The following is a 17,970-nucleotide window of genomic DNA, read 5'->3' on the forward strand; positions in this document are numbered from 1 at the left end:
GTAGCATTTATAGATTTTCTCCATCAACTCTATAAATTATAGACCCAAAATTATAAAGGCATCTACTGTGAAGTAGGTGTCTTTTTGCATCATTCATTGAAATCAAACATCGACTATGTTAACGTTAAGGTACTTACAACAGATAAAGGATAATGACATGAAAAAGAAAACAACAAGTATCATAGAAGAACAATTACAACGACTCAACAGTTCCCCATTATTTGCCATCTCATTAAGTGGGAAGGAATTATCTCATTCTAATTTTTGGGCATGGTTATTAGAACAAGAAGTCGAAGGAAAACATCCATTTATCGAAGTATTTATCCCTGATTTTTATCAAAATGGATGTACCTTCATCTCAGTCGAACGAGAAAAGAAACATGTGGATCTAACGATTACTTATAAAAACAAAGATAATGAAACAGAAGTACTGATTATTGAAAATAAAATCAAGTCGATTCCAACAAAAGAACAATTGATGAGATATGAAGAAGAACTAGGAAAACAAGACTTACCTATTACAGGAATTCTAACAGGATTATATGCATCACTAGATATTCAAGAATTAGGAAAATGGTCATTCTTAAGTTACCAAGAAATTGCTAAACGAATCATGAATATCAAAAAAACATATCCAACAATGGATTTTGCAGACTATATCAAACAATATGCAGAAGATATCGAAGTACTCTATGACTTATTTCAAAGCAAAATGGAGCAAAATAAAGGCAAATACATCATTGGAGATAAAGACTTAGAAAAAATCCGCTATTCTGATATTTATGTAAAACTAAAAGGGTCAGAATTCATGGAAGAAATAAATAAACGACTAACTTTTGAAGCATATAAAGATTGGGCAAAACCAGTTTGTGGACTCAGCTTCAACCATAAGAAACCAACTCTCAGTATCGTGTTCTCTCAAAGAATCGATGAAGATCCAACAAAAGAAATAGGCATGATTGGCGTACAAATAGAAGGTGACCAATTCAGAATTTATGGAGGAGCTTCGCAAGAAGGCAATTATCACGAGGAAACGGTTATTAATAAACTATACGATTGCGATTATTTCAAGAGAAATTTTGTAGAAGAAATCGTAAAACAAAATCGCACTTCTAAAATGAGAAATAACTATTGTAAGTATGGGAATGATGCAGCTAAATATTGCCATTGTTATCAATATTGGAAGATTGATAACTTTAGCTATGATGCCATTATTGATGAGTTGATGAAGCAGATGAAAATAGCGGAAGAGAAGATTAAGAACGGCTTGACGTTTTCGGAGTAGGAAGACGGCGTGAGCCGTTTTTTTGTCTTTATCCTAAAAAAACAAAAACTCCAATCTTAAAAGACTGGAGTTTAAACTTCAAAGAAACCAATTGCTTGTTAGTGACGCCAACACATGACGCTTACCTAGATAACGGCACGAGAACAAGACTTACTGTTGGTGAATGTATATTAGCATGTTTTGTTTTAAATTACAAATATTAATTGAAATTATGACATAAAGATATTATGATTACGTTAAGAAAGTTGGAGGTAGTCATATGGAAAGAGTTGCTGAACCAATAATATATAATTTAGATTATACTGAAAAAATGGATAATCAATATGAGATTGTTGAACCAAATGATGAAAGAGTAATTTTTAAGTTTCCTACGGTTTATATTGTTCATCATAAAAAAGATTCAAAGTATACTGTTTATGTTGGAGAAACTACAGATATTAAGAAACGCACTTTTCAACATTTAAAAGTAGATATAAAATCAAGAGAAGATTGGTTAAATTTTTCAGAGGAATCTGATGTAAAAATGTTTGTAATTGGACATGAAATGTTTAATAAATCATTAACATTAGATATTGAAAATAAATTAATGCATTATTTGAGTAGTACTGATACTGTAAGTGGTGTTAATAATAGACGATTAAATCAACAAAATGAATATTATACATCAGATAATATGGAGACAATTTTTTCAAAAATATGGAGAAAATTACGTTCGTTTGAACCAGATATTTTTCCTACTAGAAAAAGAATTGAAGATGCAGCTGTATTTAAAGCATCTCCATTTCATAAGTTAACGCAAGAACAAGTAAATGCAAAAGAACAAATTATGTTAAGAATTGTTACTAATATTGCAAATAGTATTTCTAATAATGATGTAGAAAGTAAACTAATTATGGTAAATGGTGAAGCTGGTTCAGGTAAGACAGTTTTAATGAGTAATTTGTTTTATGAACTATTTCAGGAATCTAGTTTAGGGAAAAATGAAACTGTATTGAGTGGAATTACACCATATCTTTTAGTGAATCATGATCAGCAATTGAAAGTATATAAAGAAATTGCTAAAAAATTAGGTATTAATAAAAAGGGGGAAGAGAATTTAGTTCAAAAACCAACAAGTTTTATTAATAATCATTCTCCAGAAAATAAAGTTGATGTAGTTATAGTAGATGAAGCTCATCTATTGTTAACACAAGGTAAGCAATCATATAGAGGTAAAAACCAGTTATTAGACTTATTAGAACGAGCAAAAGTAGTTGTAATTGTTTTTGATGAGAATCAAATTTTATTAACTGAACAGGTATGGGAATCTGAATATTTAGATAAGCTAAAACATGAGTGTAATTTAAATCAAAATTACATTGAATTAAAAAATCAAATGAGAATACATTCTGGACAAGAAACAGTTCGTTGGATAAGAAATATTATTGATAATAATACTATTGGTGATATTCCTAGAGATTCAAAAGGCTATGATTTAAAAATCTTTAATTCTCCATCTGAAATGGAAGAAGAAATTATAAGAAGAAATAATAATGAAGATATGGGATTATCTCGTATGGTAGCTACTTATGATTGGGAATATAGTCAAAATAATGCCCCAGAAGGAGAGTTATGGAAGGTTACAGTTGGTGATTGGTCAATGCCATGGAATTTTGAACTCTTAAAGTCAAAATACAAAAAAACTAAGAAATCTAAAAAATCGATTAATGACAATTCATTAGCTTGGGCAGAAAATCCTAAGTCTATTGAAGAGATAGGTTCTACATTTTCAGTACAAGGCTTTGATTTGAATTATGTTGGTGTAATTATTGGTCCATCAGTAAGTTTTAAAGATGGTAAGGTTGTTTTTCTACCAGAGAATAGTAAAAATAAAAAAGCAGTTCGCAATAGAACATTTGAATATGAGAATGATAAACCCAAAAAACAAAAGTTTGGAGAAACATTATTAAAGAATGAATTAAATGTACTTCTGACAAGGGGAGTAAAAGGATTATATATTTATGCAGTAGATCCTGATTTACAAAGAGAATTATTAAAGAGACAGGGAGAAAAACATAATGGCTAATGAAAATAATATCAGTATGAAACGTATTAATAAATTTCATGATGATCATAAATGGAGACAGTTTCATAATGCAAAAGATTTAGCTTTATCTATTTCTATAGAATCTGCAGAATTATTAGAATTATTTCAATGGACAACAGCTGAAAAAGCAGTAGAAAATAAGTATGAATCTATTGAAGAAGAATTAGCAGATATTTTAATTTATTCATATACACTTGCAGAAAAGCTAGGGATGGATATTGATGAAATCATAGAGAAGAAACTTGTTAAAAATTTGAAAAAATATCCGGTATAAATTTAGTAGAAGTTAATAAAAACTCCTCAATGAATCAAATGTTGAGGAGTTTTTATTTATACTTATTCGTTAAATAAGAATAGTTAAGTTGTTTTGATAACTATATATTGTGTATATTCCATATTTTTACACTGTATTTTGTGTTTTTTGTTAGATTTTAATTACTAAATCAGATATAATAAAGGTAAATAATACAAGAAATAAAAATAAGATTTTTTTTAAAGAAAAGGAGGATTTTACTAATCGAATAATTGAGAATTTTTATAATATTTTATAAGGAGGAAATTGTAATGAAACAAACACCAGATAAAAAAGGCGGAAATTCTAATATATATTTCACTGAAAATTTAAAAGCAAGAAAATTTTTAAGAAATACTTCTTCAAATGAAAAAATAGAAAGATTTAAATTAGAATTAAAAATTATGGAAAATTTTAAAGTTAAACCCATTGATAATATAGTGACAGTTTATGATGTTATTGTTGATTCTAAGGATGTTAAAAAATCTTACATAGAAATGAAAAAATATGATGGTAATATAAATGAGTTATTAAATTATACAAGAGGTGAGGTTAGAAAAACTTTTAAATTATTATTGCCCATTTTACATGCGCTGAATAAAATTTCAAAATTTGAAATTCCTATTTATCATAGAGATATTAAACCAGATAATATTTTATATGAAAAAAATGGAGAAGATTATAAATTATTTTTATCAGATTTTGGAATTTGTTATTTAGATAGAGAAAGTGAAAGGTTAACACAAGCTGAAACAGCAATTGGAGCTAGAATGTTTATTGCTCCAGAATATGAAAAGGGAAGAATTGAAAAAGTTGACCATAAAGGAGATATATTTTCGATTGGAAAAGTAATTTGGTATATGATTAATGGTTTAGAAAATGATTTTTTACCATCAAATTTTTGGCACCTTGATGAGTATAATCTAGTAGAAAAATTTCCAGATAATGAAGATATAATTTTTGCCAATAATATTATATCGATTTGTTTAAATTATATTCCTGATAAAAGACCGAATTATGATCAATTAATTATTTTAATTGAAAATTTTCTAAAAAAATCAAAAATTGATAGTGATGAAAGATTGAAAATGGAAGCTGGAATATATAATGAAAAAAGAAAAATTGATTTAAAAGAAATAAAAGAAAAAAATGCTTTATTGGTTAATACATTTAGTATATGCTTTGTCAAAGCATTAGAAAAATTAAATAATGCCTATGATTTAGAGCTAATTTCTAAAATATTATACGAATATAAAGAAAAATCTAAAAATGGAGTAGATTATACTTCAGTAAATGTGGAAAATAATACTGAACATGCACTTTACAGAAATAAGTTTGATAGAATTTATTTTTCTATTAATTATCATACAGCAAATGATTACGAAAAGTATTGTAATGTAGATATTCAATATCATATTTATTCAAAAGAAAAAATAACGAAACTATTTCGTATATTTTATAAAGAAAATGGAGTATTGTATTCAGAATTTAATGGAAAAATTGAACTTTTTTCAGAAGATGTTGTTTTAGCTTGGGGAGAAGACTTGATTTCGGAATATGTACGTTCATATAATCAAATTTAAAGATGTTAAACAATAAGATATAGTACAATGTATTGGTAAATTTTGTAATCAACCAATTCTAATGAATTCTTCTACCTCAAAATTTGGTATGATATTTTTAGTTGAGAATTCATACAGAATTATAGGATTATTGTTTGAAACAATTAATAAATATGGAATTTAACTTGAAGTCAATTATTTATACTTATACATTCTAAAGGTAGCGAATGAAGTAAAGTTTATTCTAGAACTGCAGTAGTTGTTATAACGGATTAAATTATTATAGAGTATTGAAAAAATGAAAAATCAGTTCATCTCACTTGACATATTAGTAAATTATCTATAATATTCCTCTAAAGGATTAGGTCAGGAAGCATACGATGCACTGACCATTTTTTAATAATGAATAATGCCTTTCCAAAATCAAGTAGGTTAGATGATATCACTGTCGAAGATGAAGTGTTTTCAGATATGTCTAAAACATTTATAAGTCTAGTTGGAATGGATATTGCGGATTATGTTAGAAAAACTGAAAAAAATGGTTCGTAAAAATGTCTCAATTCCAAGTTATTTAAATGAATTAGCTAAGAAGAGAAATCTAAATTTTAGCTAAATTCTACAAGAAGCATTATTAGCCGATTTAAATCATGTGTAAATTTTACCCTCGCCAAATCGTAGCATAATACGATTTGGCGAGTTTTTTTGTTCTAACAAAAAATATATAAAAAGTTCATAAATTTCCTTAATAACACCTTCAATGCTATAATGACGAAAGAAGTCATCCGTCAGATAATTTTCTAGTGTAAAGTAGGTGCAAAGTGAATCAAAAAGAAATTAGAAAACAATGTCAACAAATATGGGCAAGAAATAAATATTACGTATTGAGTAAATCCCATAAAGTTTATTTGGAAATAAGAGAATATTTAAAAGAACCCGAACTTGACTTAAATGTGTTACTTCAAAAGATTAATACAGTGAAAGAACTAAAAGAAAGTAAAAAAGATTTTCATAATGCAATTCTTCATGTATGGGGCTATTTTAAAAATATAGCTGAAAAAGTTGAAAAAGATGAATTGTTTCGGTTATTAGAGGAGTATAGAACTGGAGTAACAGATCAAAGTTCTATCATCAATTATATCCATACATTATTAGAGAAATACCCCAATCACTATTTACAACAATCAACGTTAATAACAGGAGAACAAGATGAGATTATGGCATGAACAAATGATACCAAAATTACCGAAGAATCAATTATTAGGGCAACATAGAGAATGTTGTGCACTTAGGGGAAATGGATGGAATAAGAAACATAAAACAGTTGATTATGTATTTTTATATTCTCCGTATCATCTATTTTGCTATCATACATTGATTATGAATGAGATGAATAGAAGAGGCTACCAAGTAGCAACGGAGTGGATAGATAAGAATTATCGTGGGAAGATTGCAGAAAGCTACGATAATCTTGAGGAAACAGAGATAAGCAGCCCAATTTATAAAGAGCATAATGAAGCATACCTACAGGAATGTATCGAGAATTTACGATTAAAAGGGATTGAAATTGAACTATAGATAAAATAAACCCTGCACCCAAAAGTATAGAGTTTTGGGTGCAGGGTTCTTTCTGTCTTATTGTTTTTTCTGTTTTGCTCGTTGTTCTAACATTCGTTTAACGAATTCCGGCATTTTAACATTTTCTCTGCCTTTTTTAGCGATTAATTTCTTCACGAATTCCGGCATTTGAATATCAGATTCTTGTTCTAGAATGTCTTTTGAGGTTTCCGGTGGTAACATTTCATCTAGTGTTTCTTCCTCATTCGTTTTAAGAGTGAAGCATTCTGTTTCGTGTGCTCGAACCGTTTCGTATAAGGCTTCTACTAAGAGTGGGTGAGTATCCGGCATTGGTGGTCTGTGATAGTGTACACCAAATTCATCACATAAGTCCTTACATTCAATATCATTGTCATATAAGACTTCAATATGTTCGCTAATAAAGCTAATTGGAATGAAAATATAATGTTCAGGATGTTCCGTTTGTTCTCGTAAGTATTCTAGAACGTCCGGTTTCATCCATGGTAGTCCAATATCACTTTCGCTTTGCCATGTATGAGTATACTGATGTTTTTCTAACCCTAATCTTTCTGCAATGATTTGTCCATTTTTGTAAATTTGGTCGATATAGGGATCTTCGAACTCCAATGCAATAACGGGTACGCTATGTGCTGAGAAGAATACTTTAAAACTTTCCTCTTTGACATCTTCGGTTAAAATCTTTTTGATTTCATTTTCCCAAAACTGCAATAAGTTCGGATTATGATACCAATCTTTTACAACGTGGAAACGAATCGTTTTGCTTTCGATAAATTTTTCATATCCATAGATGGAGTAGTAAGAGTAGTGCGGTTCAAGTGCTAAGCAGAGACATTCTTCGATTCCGTCTTGTTCCATTTGTTTAACGACTTCTGGAATGAATGGAGAAGAGAATTTATTGGCAAAATAGACGGTATATTCTCCTTGTACTCGTTCTTGTAATTTTGCTGCTTGCTGTTTTGAAATTTCTTGTAGGGGACTTCCACCAATTTTTTGGTAATTATCATGTAAATGTTGAATTTCTTGATCCGTTGGTCGAACTCCACGTCTAATATTTGTAAAAAATCTTGCGATATCTTCAAAAGTATATCCTTCAGGTGACCCAAAGGTCATAAGTAAAATTGCTTTTTTTGTCATATAACCACTTTCCTATGTGAATTTTTTCTCATCATAACATTTTTATGACTATCTGACTAGTAGAATACATTGAAATGGAGGTTATAAAATGTTTATAATAGAGAAAACAAACTACAAGGGGTCTTTTCTATGTATCAAAAAGTAGTAGATAGGTTGAATGAATTAGGCATTCCATTTCAAATTGTAGAACATGAACCTGTACTAACAACAGAACAAGCAGATCGTTTTATTGAAGGAATTGAAGGTGTTCGTACAAAGACAATGTTTTTAACAAATAAGAAAAAGAGAAATTTTTACTTAGTCATTATAGATGATGCAAAACGATTAGATATGGATGTTTTTAAAGAAATCGTAGAAGAAAATCGAATCAAAATGGCTTCAGCTGAAACGTTAAATGATAAAATGATGCTCCTACCAGGAACTGTATCTCCATTTGGCTTATTAAATAATAGAGACAAAGATATTCAAGTATATTTCGATCAAGAAATTGTATCTGAAGAACGAATGTGCTTCCATCCAAATACAAATGAGAAGACGATTTTTGTCAATACGGAAGATTTGTTTAGTTTTTTAAAGGCAATCGGATATGAACCACACGTAATTAAGTTATAAAAATGAGGTGATGATATGAAAAAACTACAAAAAAGAATGCATATTCGAGTTCTAAGTCCATCTTCGTCAATTGAACGAGTTGGTGGATTTGAAGCAAATAGGGCTGCTAAGGAAAGATTAGAAGAGTTAGGGTTTAGGGTTAGCTATTCAAAACATTATTTTGAGCACGACTTACTTGATTCTGCAAGTATTCAAAGTCGTGTGGAAGATTTACATGATGCATTTTTAGATTCTACAGTAGATGTCATTTTGGCAACAATTGGTGGATTTAATTCAAATGAACTTCTTCCGTATTTAGACTATGATTTAATTGCGAAACATCCTAAAATCATTTGCGGATATTCCGATACGACAGCTATTTTAAATGCGATTTATGCAAAAATAGGCATGTTGACCTATATGGGACCTTCTTATACAAGTTTTAAAATGAAGGAATTACAAGAATATCAAACAGCATCATGGCTTAAAGCATTAAGTAATACCCATTATGAATTAGCACCAAGTGAGAAATGGGGGAGTAATGCCTGGTATTTACCAGATGCACCATTGACATTTCAACCTACAAAATGGAAAGTATATAACCACGGTAAAGCTACCGCAACTGCAATCGGTGGAAATTTATCAACCTTTTCATTATTAAGAGGAACTCCTTATACTCCAAAACCAGAAGAGTATGCCTTTTTTATTGAAGAAGCAGAGGATGACGACTACTTTGATTTTGACCGAAATTTAGCAGCGTTATTACAAGCTTATCCAAATCCAAAAGCAATACTAATTGGAAGATTCCCAAAAGAATGCCGTATGACTGAAGAATTATTATTGTATATATTAGACAAATATCCAGTCTTAAAACAAATCCCGGTGATGTATGACTTAGACTTTGCACATACACAACCATTATTTACGATTACTATTGGAGCAAAAGTAACGGTGGATACAGAGGAAATGTCTATTAGAATGGATGAAGAAGGATTATAAAATATACTGTAAAAGACCCGAAGAAAACCACAAATTTTACAAAATTTTCAAAAAGCCTTTTCATTATTGCTATAATTTAGTACAATAGCAATGTAAATCAATGAAGGGAGAGAACTTGCATGAGTACAGGTGTATGGAGTTTAATCGTCGTTGTAGCTGCTATCTTAGGAGCAATCGGTGGATTCTTTATCGCACGTAAAACAATGATGAATTACTTTCTAGAAAATCCTCCATTTGATGAAAGTATGATTCGTAGTATGATGACTCAAATGGGTCAAAAACCATCCGAACAAAAAGTTCGTCAAATTGCTGCTTCAATGAAAGCACAAGCAAAGAAAAATGCTAAAAAATAATTGAGTAGAAGAGCAGACGCTGTCTGCTCTTTTTTACGGAATAAAAAGCAAGAATTACCATTGCTACAGTGAGGACGGCAGCAGCCCCTGCGGGTCTTATGCCTAAAAATCAGAAAAGTTTATCACTACTACTGTAGAATGGTAATTCTTGCTTTTATAAATGGGATTTTGTTCCAAGTAATGAATAAGTAGAAAAAGAAAAACCACTCAAAAATGAGTGGCATCTAAAATAAATCAGAATGTGAACCAGTATCGATTAAAGTTAAAGTTAAAATATCATTTTCTATAAGATAAATAAGTAGCCAATCCGGTTTAATATGACATTCATAATAACCAGTATAATCGCCTGTTAACATATGATTACGATATTTCGGTTCAAGTGGAATCCCTTGACTTAGTTGAAAGATAACTTCTTCTAGTAATGAAATATCATAACCACGTTTCTTCATCAACTTATAACTCTTTTTAAACTTATTTGTAAATTTTAATTTATACATTATTCTTCATCCAATGCTTTAAAAAGTTCATTAATGCTTGAATACCCTTGAATATCTGGATCTCTTGAAATTCTTTTAGCATCTTCCATCGCTGCTAATGTTTCTTCATTATATTTTGGAACTTCAACTGAAAAAGGTAAGCCACCTCTTAAAAGACATTGACGTAAAAAAATATTAACGGCACTAGACATATCAAGACCCAGTCTTGAGAATAAGACGTTTGCCTCTTCTTTAATGGTAGTATCAATTCTAATTTGAGTAGGACTTGTTGCCATATTCATTACCTCCTAATTTTCTTTAATTATATTACAAATGGTATACATTGTAAATTTTTTAGTTTTTCAATAGAATCAAAGATGCTGAAAATTAAACTCACGACTGACCGTCAAGAATTGAAATATACGCACTAAAAAAAGCAAGAATCTCAACTCTACAGTGGCAGTGATAATCAGCCATGATTATCACAAAGGAAAAATCGAGACCAAGGCTCGATTTTTAGGCATGAGACCGAAGGTCTGCTGCCGTCCTCATTGTAGCAGTGGAGATTCTTGCTTTTTTATTTTCATAAGAAGTTAATTCCTATTTCCGTTTTTTCTCCGGAATCACGTATTCAAAATTAGGGTTAATCTCTTTATCTAATTCATCGAATTTCTGGATTAACAATTCATCATATTGTGCTAATTCTTCTTTAGATAAACGCCCCTCTGGTAAATGGATTGGCTCCCCAATTTTTACAAACATCTTTTGACGTTTCAAAATGTTCATAAAAGTAAAAGGTCCTTGATAAACAATCGGTACAATCGGAGCTTTTGCCATACGAGCAATTGTTACAGCCCCACCTTTCATTTCATTAGAGTAACGAGTACCCGTTGGGAAAATCACTAAAGCTTTCTGATGTTCCTTAATCTGAGTAACTGGATGTTTAATCGCACTCGGACCAGGTTTCTCACGATTCACCGGAAACGCACCTAACTGACGGATGAACCAAGCAAAAGGTTTTGGCTTAAACAATTCTTGCTTTGCCATCAATACTAATGACTTTGGATATACCGCAATCGCAATTAGTACTGGATCTAACCATGAACGGTGAGGAGCAACAATTACATAGCCAGAATCCTTTGGCAGATTTTCCAATCCCGTTACTTTCGTAAATCCATTTAAAAGAATAATCAATAAACGAACAATAAAAATAGTAATTTTATAAATCATATGAAACTCCTTAAAAGTTGATTACTCAAACAGTATGAAGTAGAAAGGCATATTTTGCAAGATTTTCGATAAAAATTTTACAAAAAATCTTAAAGAAATCTTATAAATAAAGAACTTTGACAAAAAAATCATAAAAATGAAAACGTTCATAAAACTTAATAAAAGATTAGTTAATCTAGATGCGTTGTGATAGAAAACGTTTTATTATATAATGGTTTCATTAATGATTACTAGTAATTATGAAATGATCATGAATTAAGAGACGTCTTAAAAATTATGATTATTTCAAATTTTTGTGTGGCAAAAGCCCTGAGAGAGAAAAGGAGAATGACAAAATGGCAATTCCAAATTTACAAGTTGCATTAGACCATTTACGTATCGAAGATGCGTTAAAAGATGCACTTGCTGTTGGTAATGAAGTAGACATTATCGAAGCTGGTACAATTTTAATCTTGAATGAAGGGGACAAAGCAATTAAATGCTTACGTAATGTATTCCCTGATAAAGTTGTCATTGCAGATACAAAATGTGCCGATGCTGGATCAACAGTTGCTAAAAACTGTAAAGATGCTGGTGCCGACTGGATGACTGTCATTTGCTGTGCTACCATTCCTACAATGAAAGCTGCTCAAAAAGAAATTGGCACTTTACAAGTAGAATTATATGGTGACTGGACATTTGAACAAGCAGAGCAATGGCGTGAAGCTGGTATCGACCAAGTAATCTATCACCAAAGTCGTGATGCTCTATTTGCTGGAGCAACTTGGACAGAAAGCGATTTGAACAAAATCAAACGTTTAATTGAGATGGGATTCAAAGTTTCTGCAACTGGTGGATTAACAAAAGATACATTGAAAGTATTCGAAGGTATCGATATTTATACATTCATTGCTGGACGTGGAATTTACGCTACAGAAAATCCTGCACAATCAGCTCGTGAATTTAAAGAAGAAATTAGAAGAATTTGGGGCTAATCTCAAGGAAGGAAAGAAAGAATAATGGCAAACATTAAAGATGTAACAAAAGAATCATGGATTTTATCAACATTCCCAGAATGGGGTACATGGTTAAACGAAGAAATTGAACGTGAAGAAGTTAAACCAGGAACATTCGCTATGTGGTGGTTAGGATGTACAGGTATCTGGTTAAAATCAGAAAAAAACACTAACATCCTATGTGACTTATGGTGTGGAACTGGTAAACGTAGCCACGGAAACGGGAAAATGAAAACTGGACACCAAATGCAACGTATGAGCGGTTGCCAAAACTTACAACCAAACTTACGTACACAACCATTTGTTATCGATCCATTTGAAGTGAAAAATGTTGATGCTTTAGTAGTAACTCACATTCACTCAGACCACTTAGATATCAATACAGCAGCAGCAGTTGCTAACAACTGTCCAGAAGCTAAATTCGTTGGCCCACAAGAAGTAGTAAACACTTGGTTAGGTTGGGGAGTTCCAGCTGAACGTACAATCGTTGTACACCCAGGAGACTCAGTGAAAATTAAAGATATCGAAATCGTTGCTTTAGAAGCATTTGACCGTACAGCTTTAGTAACAGCTAAAGATGGCGAAGTATTAAAAGGTAAAATGCCTCAAGATATGGACGAAATCGCAGTTAACTACTTATTCAAAACAAGTGGTGGTAACTTATACCATGCTGGTGACTCTCACTACTCAAACATGTTTGCTAAACATGGTAACGAACATGAAATCGATGTGTGCTTAGGCGCATACGGTGAAAACCCTCGTGGTATCACAGATAAAGTGACTTCAGTTGATATGTTACGTATGGCTGAATCATTAAACGCTAAAGTTGTTATTCCAGTTCACTATGATATCTGGGCTAACTTCCAAGCAGATCCTAAAGAAATTACAGAAATCTGGAAATTCAAAAAAGATCGCTTAGAATATAAATTCAAACCATTCATTTGGCAAGTAGGTGGTAAATACACTTACCCAACAGATAAAGATAAATTAGAATTTAACTTCTATCGTGGATTTGACGACGTATTCTCAATTGAAAACGACGTACCATTCCCATCATTCTTATAATATTACCATTCGATTTGACCGTTACTACGGTAGCGGTCAAATATTAAAATACGAATGTATACGATTTCTTAACTAATGTCGTATTAAAGGAGTTTTATCAGTGTTAAAAGAAATTATTCAAAACAATCGTTTTAGTTTCCAAAAAGGTTTTTCTTCTTGGGAAGATGCGATTCGCACAGCGTGTCAACCATTGTTAGACCAAAACATTATTACAGCTGACTATCCAGGTTACATTATTAATAATGTTCATGAATTTGGTCCATACATTGTAATCGCACCAGAAATTTGCATTCCACATGCACAAGAAGGAAAAGGAGTTAACGAAACAGCGGTTGCCTTCATGAACGTTGAAGAGGCAGTTGACTTCGGACCTAGTTCTGAATATAAACCTCGTTTATTCTTTGTTTTAGCTTCAACTGACAATGAAAAACATTTAGGGAATTTATCAGAACTTGTAACATTAGTTGAAGATGAAAATATCATTAATGCTTTTGTTAATGCACGTTCAAAAGAAGATCTAGAAAATATTTTACAAGGAATAGGTGAATAATATGGAATTCTTATTTGGTTTTTGGCAATTTTTCTATACAAACATTTTTACTAAACCACAATACTTTGTAGGTTTAATTGTATTAGTAGGTTACTTATTATTAGGTCGTAAATGGTATGACGCATTAGCTGGTTTTGTTAAAGCAGTTGTTGGTTATATGATCTTAAACGTAGCAGCTGGTGGATTAGTTTCAAACTTCCGTCCAGTATTAGCAGCTTTAGGTGACCGTTTCGGGTTACAAGCAGCAGTTATCGACCCTTATTTTGGTCAAGCAGCAGCAGAAGCAGCTTTAAAACAAGCTGGACATGCAACTGGTTTAACAGTACAAGTACTTTTAGTAGCATTCTTAACTAACTTAGCACTTGTAATTTTCCGTAAAATTACTAAAGTACGTACTGTTTTCATCACTGGTCACATCATGGTTCAACAATCAGCTACAGCTACTTGGTTAATGGCATTAGCTTTAGGTGACAATGTACAACAATTACAATTTGTTGTTTTATTAGGAATCGTTTTAGGAGTTTATTGGGCAGTAGCAGCTAACTTAACTGTAGAAGCTACTCAAGAATTAACAGAAGGTGGCGGATTCGCAATTGGTCACCAACAAATGTTCGGGGTTTGGTTAGTAGATAAATTTGCTCATAAATTCTCTGGTAAAAACGACAAGAAAATTGAAGATTTAGAATTACCAGGATTCTTATCAATCTTTAAAGAATCAATCGTAGCAACTTCTATCTTAATGGTAGTATTCTTCGGAGCTATTTTATTAGTATTAGGTAAAGATTACTTAGTAAGCGTAAACGGTCAAGAAATCGTAGTGATGGCTTCTAAATTCAAAATGGCTACATTAAAAGAAGGCGACAACTTCTTCTTCTACATTTTACAAATTTCTTTAACATTTACAGTTTATGTACAAATTTTACAATTAGGGGTTCGTTTATTCGTTGCTGAGTTATCAGAAGCGTTCCAAGGTATCTCTAACAAATTATTACCAGGTTCTATGCCAGCCGTTGACTGTGCTGCTGTATACGGATTTGGTTCTCCAAACGCAGTAACAATTGGTTTCTTATTCGGGGTTTTAGGACAAGTAATCGCAATCTTAGGATTAATTGTATTCAAATCACCAGTATTAATCATCACAGGTTTCGTTCCTGTATTCTTCGACAACGCTACTTTAGCAGTGTATGCTAACCACAAAGGTGGTTTACGTGCTGCTTCAATCATGACATTCTTATCAGGTGTTATCCAAGTTTTAGGTGGAGCAATCGCAGCTGGAGCATTTGGATTAGCAGCATTCGGTGGATGGCATGGTAACTTCGACTGGGATACAGTTTGGGTTGGATTTGGATTCTTAATGCAACACTTCCAATATGTTGGTTTAGGTATTGTATTAGTTATTCTTTTAGCAATCCCTCAATTACAATTCAGCCGTAATAAAGAACATTATTTCTTAATCGCTGAAGATTACGAAACATATTTAGAAAACAAACAAGCTTAATTAGTTTTAAACAGAAAAATTTTATTATAAAATAGGTAACGGGTAAGACAGACTTACCCGTTATCAAATTCTAAAGGAGAGATATCAATGAAAGTATTAGCAGCATGTGGAAGTGGAATGGGATCAAGCCAAATTATCAAAATGAAATTAACAAACGTATTCCGTAAATTAAATATTCCATTGGAAGTTCATCACTGTGCAGTTTCAGAAGCAAAATCATCAGCTAAAAGCTATGATATGGTAGTTGTTTCTCAAGCATTATTAGACATCTTCGACGGATTAGATTTACCAAACACTAAAATTGTTGGATTACAAAACTTATTATCAGAAAAAGAAATGACTGAAAAAATTTCAGCAGCTTTAGAGCTTTAATAAAAAAGGAGTCTTTTTATCATGGCATATGAAGCGTTAAAACAACGTGTTCTTGAAGCAAACTTATTATTACCAAAACATAATTTAGTATTATTTACTTGGGGTAATGTTTCAGAATACGACCGTGAAGCTGGCGTTATCGCTATTAAACCTTCAGGGGTAGATTATGATGTAATGAAAGCAGAAGATATCGTTATTGTAGATATCGATGGAAATAAAATCGAAGGAACTTTAAAACCTTCTTCTGATTTAGATACTCACTTAGAAATTTACCGTAATTTCCCAGATGTTAAAGGAGTAGTTCATACTCACTCAACTTGGGCAACTACAATGGCTCAAAATGGGCAAGAAATTCCTGCATTCGGTACAACACAAGGGGACTACTTCTACGGAACAATTCCATGTACTCGTGCTATGACTGATGCAGAAATTAAAGGTGCTTATGAGTTAGAAACAGGTAAAGTAATCGTTGAAACATTTAAAGATAAAGATCCTAATGCAATTCCTGGTGTATTAGTATTTAACCACGGACCATTTGCTTGGGGTAAAGATGCTTTTGATGCTGTTCACAACATTACTGTTTTAGAACAAGTCGCAAATATGGCTTGGCATAACTTAGTATTAAATCCAAACTTACAACCAATGTCTCAAACAATTTTAGACAAGCACTATTTACGTAAACATGGTGCGAATGCATACTATGGACAAGGGTAGGAGTTAAGCATGTACGAATTAGGACTATATGAAAAATCAATGCCAAACACATTATCATTCAAAGAAAAGTTAGAAACGGTTAAAGCGACTGGTTTTGACTTTTTAGAAATGAGTGTGGATGAAACTGATGAAAAATTAGCTCGTTTAGAGTGGACGAAAGAAGAACGTCTTGAACTTGTTAAAACAATGTACGAAACTGGCGTTTCAATTCGTTCTATGTGTTTAAGTGGACACCGTAAATATCCATTTGGATCACATGACGAATCTGTACGTGAACGTAGTATGGAAATTATGGAAAAAGCGATTGAATTAGCGGACGATTTAGGAATTCGTGTCATTCAGTTAGCTGGTTATGATGTGTACTATGAAGAAGGCGATGCAGATACATTAGAATTCTTTATCGATAACTTAAAAAAAGCTACTTTATTGGCAGCTCAAAAAGGTATCGTTTTAGGATTTGAAACAATGGAAACTCCATTTATGAATACAGTGGAAAAATCAATGCGTTTTGTAAACTTAGTAGATTCACCTTATTTACAAGTTTATCCAGATTCAGGAAACTTAAAAAATGCTTCTTTAGAAACTGGTGCGAAAAATGTTTATGAAGATATCGAATTAGGGAAAGGTCATATTGTGGCTGCTCACTTAAAAGAAACAATTCCTGGACATTATCGTGAAATTCCTTTTGGAACAGGACAAATTGACTTCAAGAAAATGGTGGACACTTTCTTATCGATTGGTGTTCGTCGTTTCACTGGTGAATTCTGGTATGTTGGGCAAGAAAACTGGTTAGAGGATATTCATTTCGCTAACAAATTCTTACGTTCATATTTCCCAGAAAAATAATTGAAGATTTATGATAACATCCTTAGAGTATTCTAGGGATGTTTTTTGCGTATGTATGTACGTATAAGTGAATAACTAGATTCTACCTCCCTGGGTTGTTGCAGCGCCGCCAGCAGCCTTGCTTTGCAAGTCTCATGGCTAAAATTCGAGCCTGTAGTCTCGAAATTTTGCGGGAATATATATAAATATATATTCCTTTTGCAACTGAGGAAGGTAGAATCTAGTCATTCACTATAAGTGTTTTATGTCGTTTATACTATATTCAAATAATATCGTGAATTGTCAAGTCAAGTGCAACAAGCACTAACTTATCCTATATAGCTAAT

At 31.9% G+C, this 17,970-nt stretch carries 20 protein-coding genes; 16 read left to right on the forward strand and 4 right to left on the reverse strand.

Annotation, left to right across the window (positions count from 1 at the left end; translation table 11 throughout):
* Positions 1-157 precede the first annotated feature (157 nt).
* The 6 genes from RWL86_RS05380 to RWL86_RS05405 all read left to right on the forward strand — a co-directional run bounded on the left by RWL86_RS05380 (position 158) and on the right by RWL86_RS05405 (position 6,800).
* Entirely contained in the window at positions 158-1,285 is a 1,128-nt protein-coding gene (locus RWL86_RS05380) for a PD-(D/E)XK nuclease family protein (protein WP_314077629.1), read from the forward strand.
* A gap of 259 nt (positions 1,286-1,544) precedes the next feature.
* On the forward strand, positions 1,545-3,350 hold the full coding sequence (locus RWL86_RS05385) for a DUF2075 domain-containing protein (RefSeq protein ID WP_314077632.1): 1,806 nt from the start codon (positions 1,545-1,547) through the stop codon (positions 3,348-3,350).
* On the forward strand, positions 3,343-3,645 hold the full coding sequence (locus RWL86_RS05390; protein ID WP_314077635.1) for a nucleotide pyrophosphohydrolase: 303 nt from the start codon (positions 3,343-3,345) through the stop codon (positions 3,643-3,645). Before RWL86_RS05385 ends, RWL86_RS05390 begins: the two co-directional genes overlap by 8 nt.
* A gap of 290 nt (positions 3,646-3,935) precedes the next feature.
* Positions 3,936-5,246 (forward strand): protein kinase domain-containing protein, encoded by a 1,311-nt coding sequence (locus tag RWL86_RS05395; protein WP_314077637.1) that lies wholly within the window; start codon positions 3,936-3,938, stop codon positions 5,244-5,246.
* 797 nt (positions 5,247-6,043) lie between these two features.
* Entirely contained in the window at positions 6,044-6,448 is a 405-nt protein-coding gene (locus RWL86_RS05400) for a YbgA family protein (RefSeq protein WP_314077638.1), read from the forward strand.
* On the forward strand, positions 6,432-6,800 hold the full coding sequence (locus RWL86_RS05405; protein ID WP_314077641.1) for a TIGR02328 family protein: 369 nt from the start codon (positions 6,432-6,434) through the stop codon (positions 6,798-6,800). Before RWL86_RS05400 ends, RWL86_RS05405 begins: the two co-directional genes overlap by 17 nt.
* 57 nt (positions 6,801-6,857) lie before the next feature.
* Here the strand turns inward: RWL86_RS05405 and hemH are convergent, their stop codons facing one another.
* Positions 6,858-7,955 (reverse strand): ferrochelatase, encoded by a 1,098-nt coding sequence (gene hemH, locus RWL86_RS05410; RefSeq protein ID WP_314077643.1) that lies wholly within the window; start codon positions 7,953-7,955, stop codon positions 6,858-6,860.
* 129 nt (positions 7,956-8,084) lie between these two features.
* Between hemH and RWL86_RS05415 the strand changes: the two genes are divergently transcribed.
* The 3 genes from RWL86_RS05415 to RWL86_RS05425 all read left to right on the forward strand — a co-directional run bounded on the left by RWL86_RS05415 (position 8,085) and on the right by RWL86_RS05425 (position 9,898).
* Positions 8,085-8,567 (forward strand): prolyl-tRNA synthetase associated domain-containing protein, encoded by a 483-nt coding sequence (locus RWL86_RS05415; RefSeq protein WP_314077644.1) that lies wholly within the window; start codon positions 8,085-8,087, stop codon positions 8,565-8,567.
* A gap of 15 nt (positions 8,568-8,582) precedes the next feature.
* Positions 8,583-9,545, forward strand: coding sequence for an LD-carboxypeptidase (locus RWL86_RS05420; RefSeq protein ID WP_314077646.1), 963 nt, complete (start codon positions 8,583-8,585; stop codon positions 9,543-9,545).
* Positions 9,546-9,664: 119 nt separating this feature from the next.
* On the forward strand, positions 9,665-9,898 hold the full coding sequence (locus RWL86_RS05425; protein WP_314077648.1) for a YneF family protein: 234 nt from the start codon (positions 9,665-9,667) through the stop codon (positions 9,896-9,898).
* Positions 9,899-10,122: 224 nt separating this feature from the next.
* On the opposite strand, the gene RWL86_RS05430 is transcribed toward RWL86_RS05425, so the two are convergent.
* The 3 genes from RWL86_RS05430 to RWL86_RS05440 all read right to left on the reverse strand — a co-directional run bounded on the left by RWL86_RS05430 (position 10,123) and on the right by RWL86_RS05440 (position 11,604).
* Positions 10,123-10,395, reverse strand: coding sequence for a type II toxin-antitoxin system YafQ family toxin (locus tag RWL86_RS05430; protein ID WP_314077650.1), 273 nt, complete (start codon positions 10,393-10,395; stop codon positions 10,123-10,125).
* Positions 10,395-10,670, reverse strand: a complete 276-nt coding sequence (locus RWL86_RS05435; protein ID WP_314077652.1) for a type II toxin-antitoxin system RelB/DinJ family antitoxin — start codon at positions 10,668-10,670, stop codon at positions 10,395-10,397. Before RWL86_RS05435 ends, RWL86_RS05430 begins: the two co-directional genes overlap by 1 nt.
* Positions 10,671-10,974: 304 nt before the next feature.
* Positions 10,975-11,604 carry a 1-acyl-sn-glycerol-3-phosphate acyltransferase gene (locus tag RWL86_RS05440; protein ID WP_314077654.1) on the reverse strand — a complete coding sequence of 210 codons (630 nt, stop codon included), beginning with the start codon at positions 11,602-11,604 and terminating at the stop codon, positions 10,975-10,977.
* Positions 11,605-11,939: 335 nt separating this feature from the next.
* Here RWL86_RS05440 and RWL86_RS05445 point away from each other — a divergent pair, with 335 nt between their 5' ends.
* The 7 genes from RWL86_RS05445 to RWL86_RS05475 all read left to right on the forward strand — a co-directional run bounded on the left by RWL86_RS05445 (position 11,940) and on the right by RWL86_RS05475 (position 17,644).
* Positions 11,940-12,578 (forward strand): 3-keto-L-gulonate-6-phosphate decarboxylase UlaD, encoded by a 639-nt coding sequence (locus tag RWL86_RS05445; protein ID WP_314077657.1) that lies wholly within the window; start codon positions 11,940-11,942, stop codon positions 12,576-12,578.
* Between the two features lie 24 nt (positions 12,579-12,602).
* The gene (gene ulaG, locus RWL86_RS05450; protein ID WP_048711869.1) at positions 12,603-13,664 is read left to right on the forward strand and encodes an L-ascorbate 6-phosphate lactonase; all 1,062 of its coding nucleotides are present in this window, start codon (positions 12,603-12,605) and stop codon (positions 13,662-13,664) included.
* 100 nt (positions 13,665-13,764) lie between these two features.
* Positions 13,765-14,214, forward strand: coding sequence for a PTS sugar transporter subunit IIA (locus tag RWL86_RS05455; protein WP_314077659.1), 450 nt, complete (start codon positions 13,765-13,767; stop codon positions 14,212-14,214).
* A gap of 1 nt (position 14,215) precedes the next feature.
* Positions 14,216-15,712, forward strand: coding sequence for a PTS ascorbate transporter subunit IIC (locus RWL86_RS05460; RefSeq protein ID WP_314077661.1), 1,497 nt, complete (start codon positions 14,216-14,218; stop codon positions 15,710-15,712).
* Between the two features lie 87 nt (positions 15,713-15,799).
* A complete protein-coding gene (locus tag RWL86_RS05465; RefSeq protein WP_314077662.1) occupies positions 15,800-16,084 on the forward strand; it encodes a PTS sugar transporter subunit IIB in 285 nt (94 codons plus the stop codon).
* A 21-nt stretch (positions 16,085-16,105) separates the two neighbouring features.
* Positions 16,106-16,798 carry an L-ribulose-5-phosphate 4-epimerase gene (locus tag RWL86_RS05470; protein WP_314077664.1) on the forward strand — a complete coding sequence of 231 codons (693 nt, stop codon included), beginning with the start codon at positions 16,106-16,108 and terminating at the stop codon, positions 16,796-16,798.
* 9 nt (positions 16,799-16,807) lie between these two features.
* Positions 16,808-17,644, forward strand: coding sequence for an L-ribulose-5-phosphate 3-epimerase (locus tag RWL86_RS05475; RefSeq protein WP_314077667.1), 837 nt, complete (start codon positions 16,808-16,810; stop codon positions 17,642-17,644).
* The last annotated feature ends 326 nt before the right edge of the window (positions 17,645-17,970 follow it).

Source organism: uncultured Granulicatella sp. (assembly GCF_963515095.1).
GTDB lineage: Bacteria > Bacillota > Bacilli > Lactobacillales > Aerococcaceae > Granulicatella.

Excerpts from the sequence above, each read along its gene's own strand:
- RWL86_RS05380 (WP_314077629.1), top strand. The coding sequence starts at position 158 with ATGAAAAAGAAAACAACAAGTATCATAGAAGAACAATTACAACGACTC.
- RWL86_RS05385 (WP_314077632.1), top strand. The coding sequence starts at position 1,545 with ATGGAAAGAGTTGCTGAACCAATAATATATAATTTAGATTATACTGAA.
- RWL86_RS05390 (WP_314077635.1), top strand. The coding sequence starts at position 3,343 with ATGGCTAATGAAAATAATATCAGTATGAAACGTATTAATAAATTTCAT.
- RWL86_RS05395 (WP_314077637.1), top strand. The coding sequence starts at position 3,936 with ATGAAACAAACACCAGATAAAAAAGGCGGAAATTCTAATATATATTTC.
- RWL86_RS05405 (WP_314077641.1), top strand. The coding sequence starts at position 6,432 with ATGAGATTATGGCATGAACAAATGATACCAAAATTACCGAAGAATCAA.
- hemH (WP_314077643.1), bottom strand. The coding sequence starts at position 7,955 with ATGACAAAAAAAGCAATTTTACTTATGACCTTTGGGTCACCTGAAGGA.
- RWL86_RS05415 (WP_314077644.1), top strand. The coding sequence starts at position 8,085 with ATGTATCAAAAAGTAGTAGATAGGTTGAATGAATTAGGCATTCCATTT.
- RWL86_RS05420 (WP_314077646.1), top strand. The coding sequence starts at position 8,583 with ATGAAAAAACTACAAAAAAGAATGCATATTCGAGTTCTAAGTCCATCT.
- RWL86_RS05425 (WP_314077648.1), top strand. The coding sequence starts at position 9,665 with ATGAGTACAGGTGTATGGAGTTTAATCGTCGTTGTAGCTGCTATCTTA.
- RWL86_RS05430 (WP_314077650.1), bottom strand. The coding sequence starts at position 10,395 with ATGTATAAATTAAAATTTACAAATAAGTTTAAAAAGAGTTATAAGTTG.
- RWL86_RS05435 (WP_314077652.1), bottom strand. The coding sequence starts at position 10,670 with ATGGCAACAAGTCCTACTCAAATTAGAATTGATACTACCATTAAAGAA.
- RWL86_RS05440 (WP_314077654.1), bottom strand. The coding sequence starts at position 11,604 with ATGATTTATAAAATTACTATTTTTATTGTTCGTTTATTGATTATTCTT.
- RWL86_RS05445 (WP_314077657.1), top strand. The coding sequence starts at position 11,940 with ATGGCAATTCCAAATTTACAAGTTGCATTAGACCATTTACGTATCGAA.
- ulaG (WP_048711869.1), top strand. The coding sequence starts at position 12,603 with ATGGCAAACATTAAAGATGTAACAAAAGAATCATGGATTTTATCAACA.
- RWL86_RS05460 (WP_314077661.1), top strand. The coding sequence starts at position 14,216 with ATGGAATTCTTATTTGGTTTTTGGCAATTTTTCTATACAAACATTTTT.
- RWL86_RS05465 (WP_314077662.1), top strand. The coding sequence starts at position 15,800 with ATGAAAGTATTAGCAGCATGTGGAAGTGGAATGGGATCAAGCCAAATT.
- RWL86_RS05470 (WP_314077664.1), top strand. The coding sequence starts at position 16,106 with ATGGCATATGAAGCGTTAAAACAACGTGTTCTTGAAGCAAACTTATTA.
- RWL86_RS05475 (WP_314077667.1), top strand. The coding sequence starts at position 16,808 with ATGTACGAATTAGGACTATATGAAAAATCAATGCCAAACACATTATCA.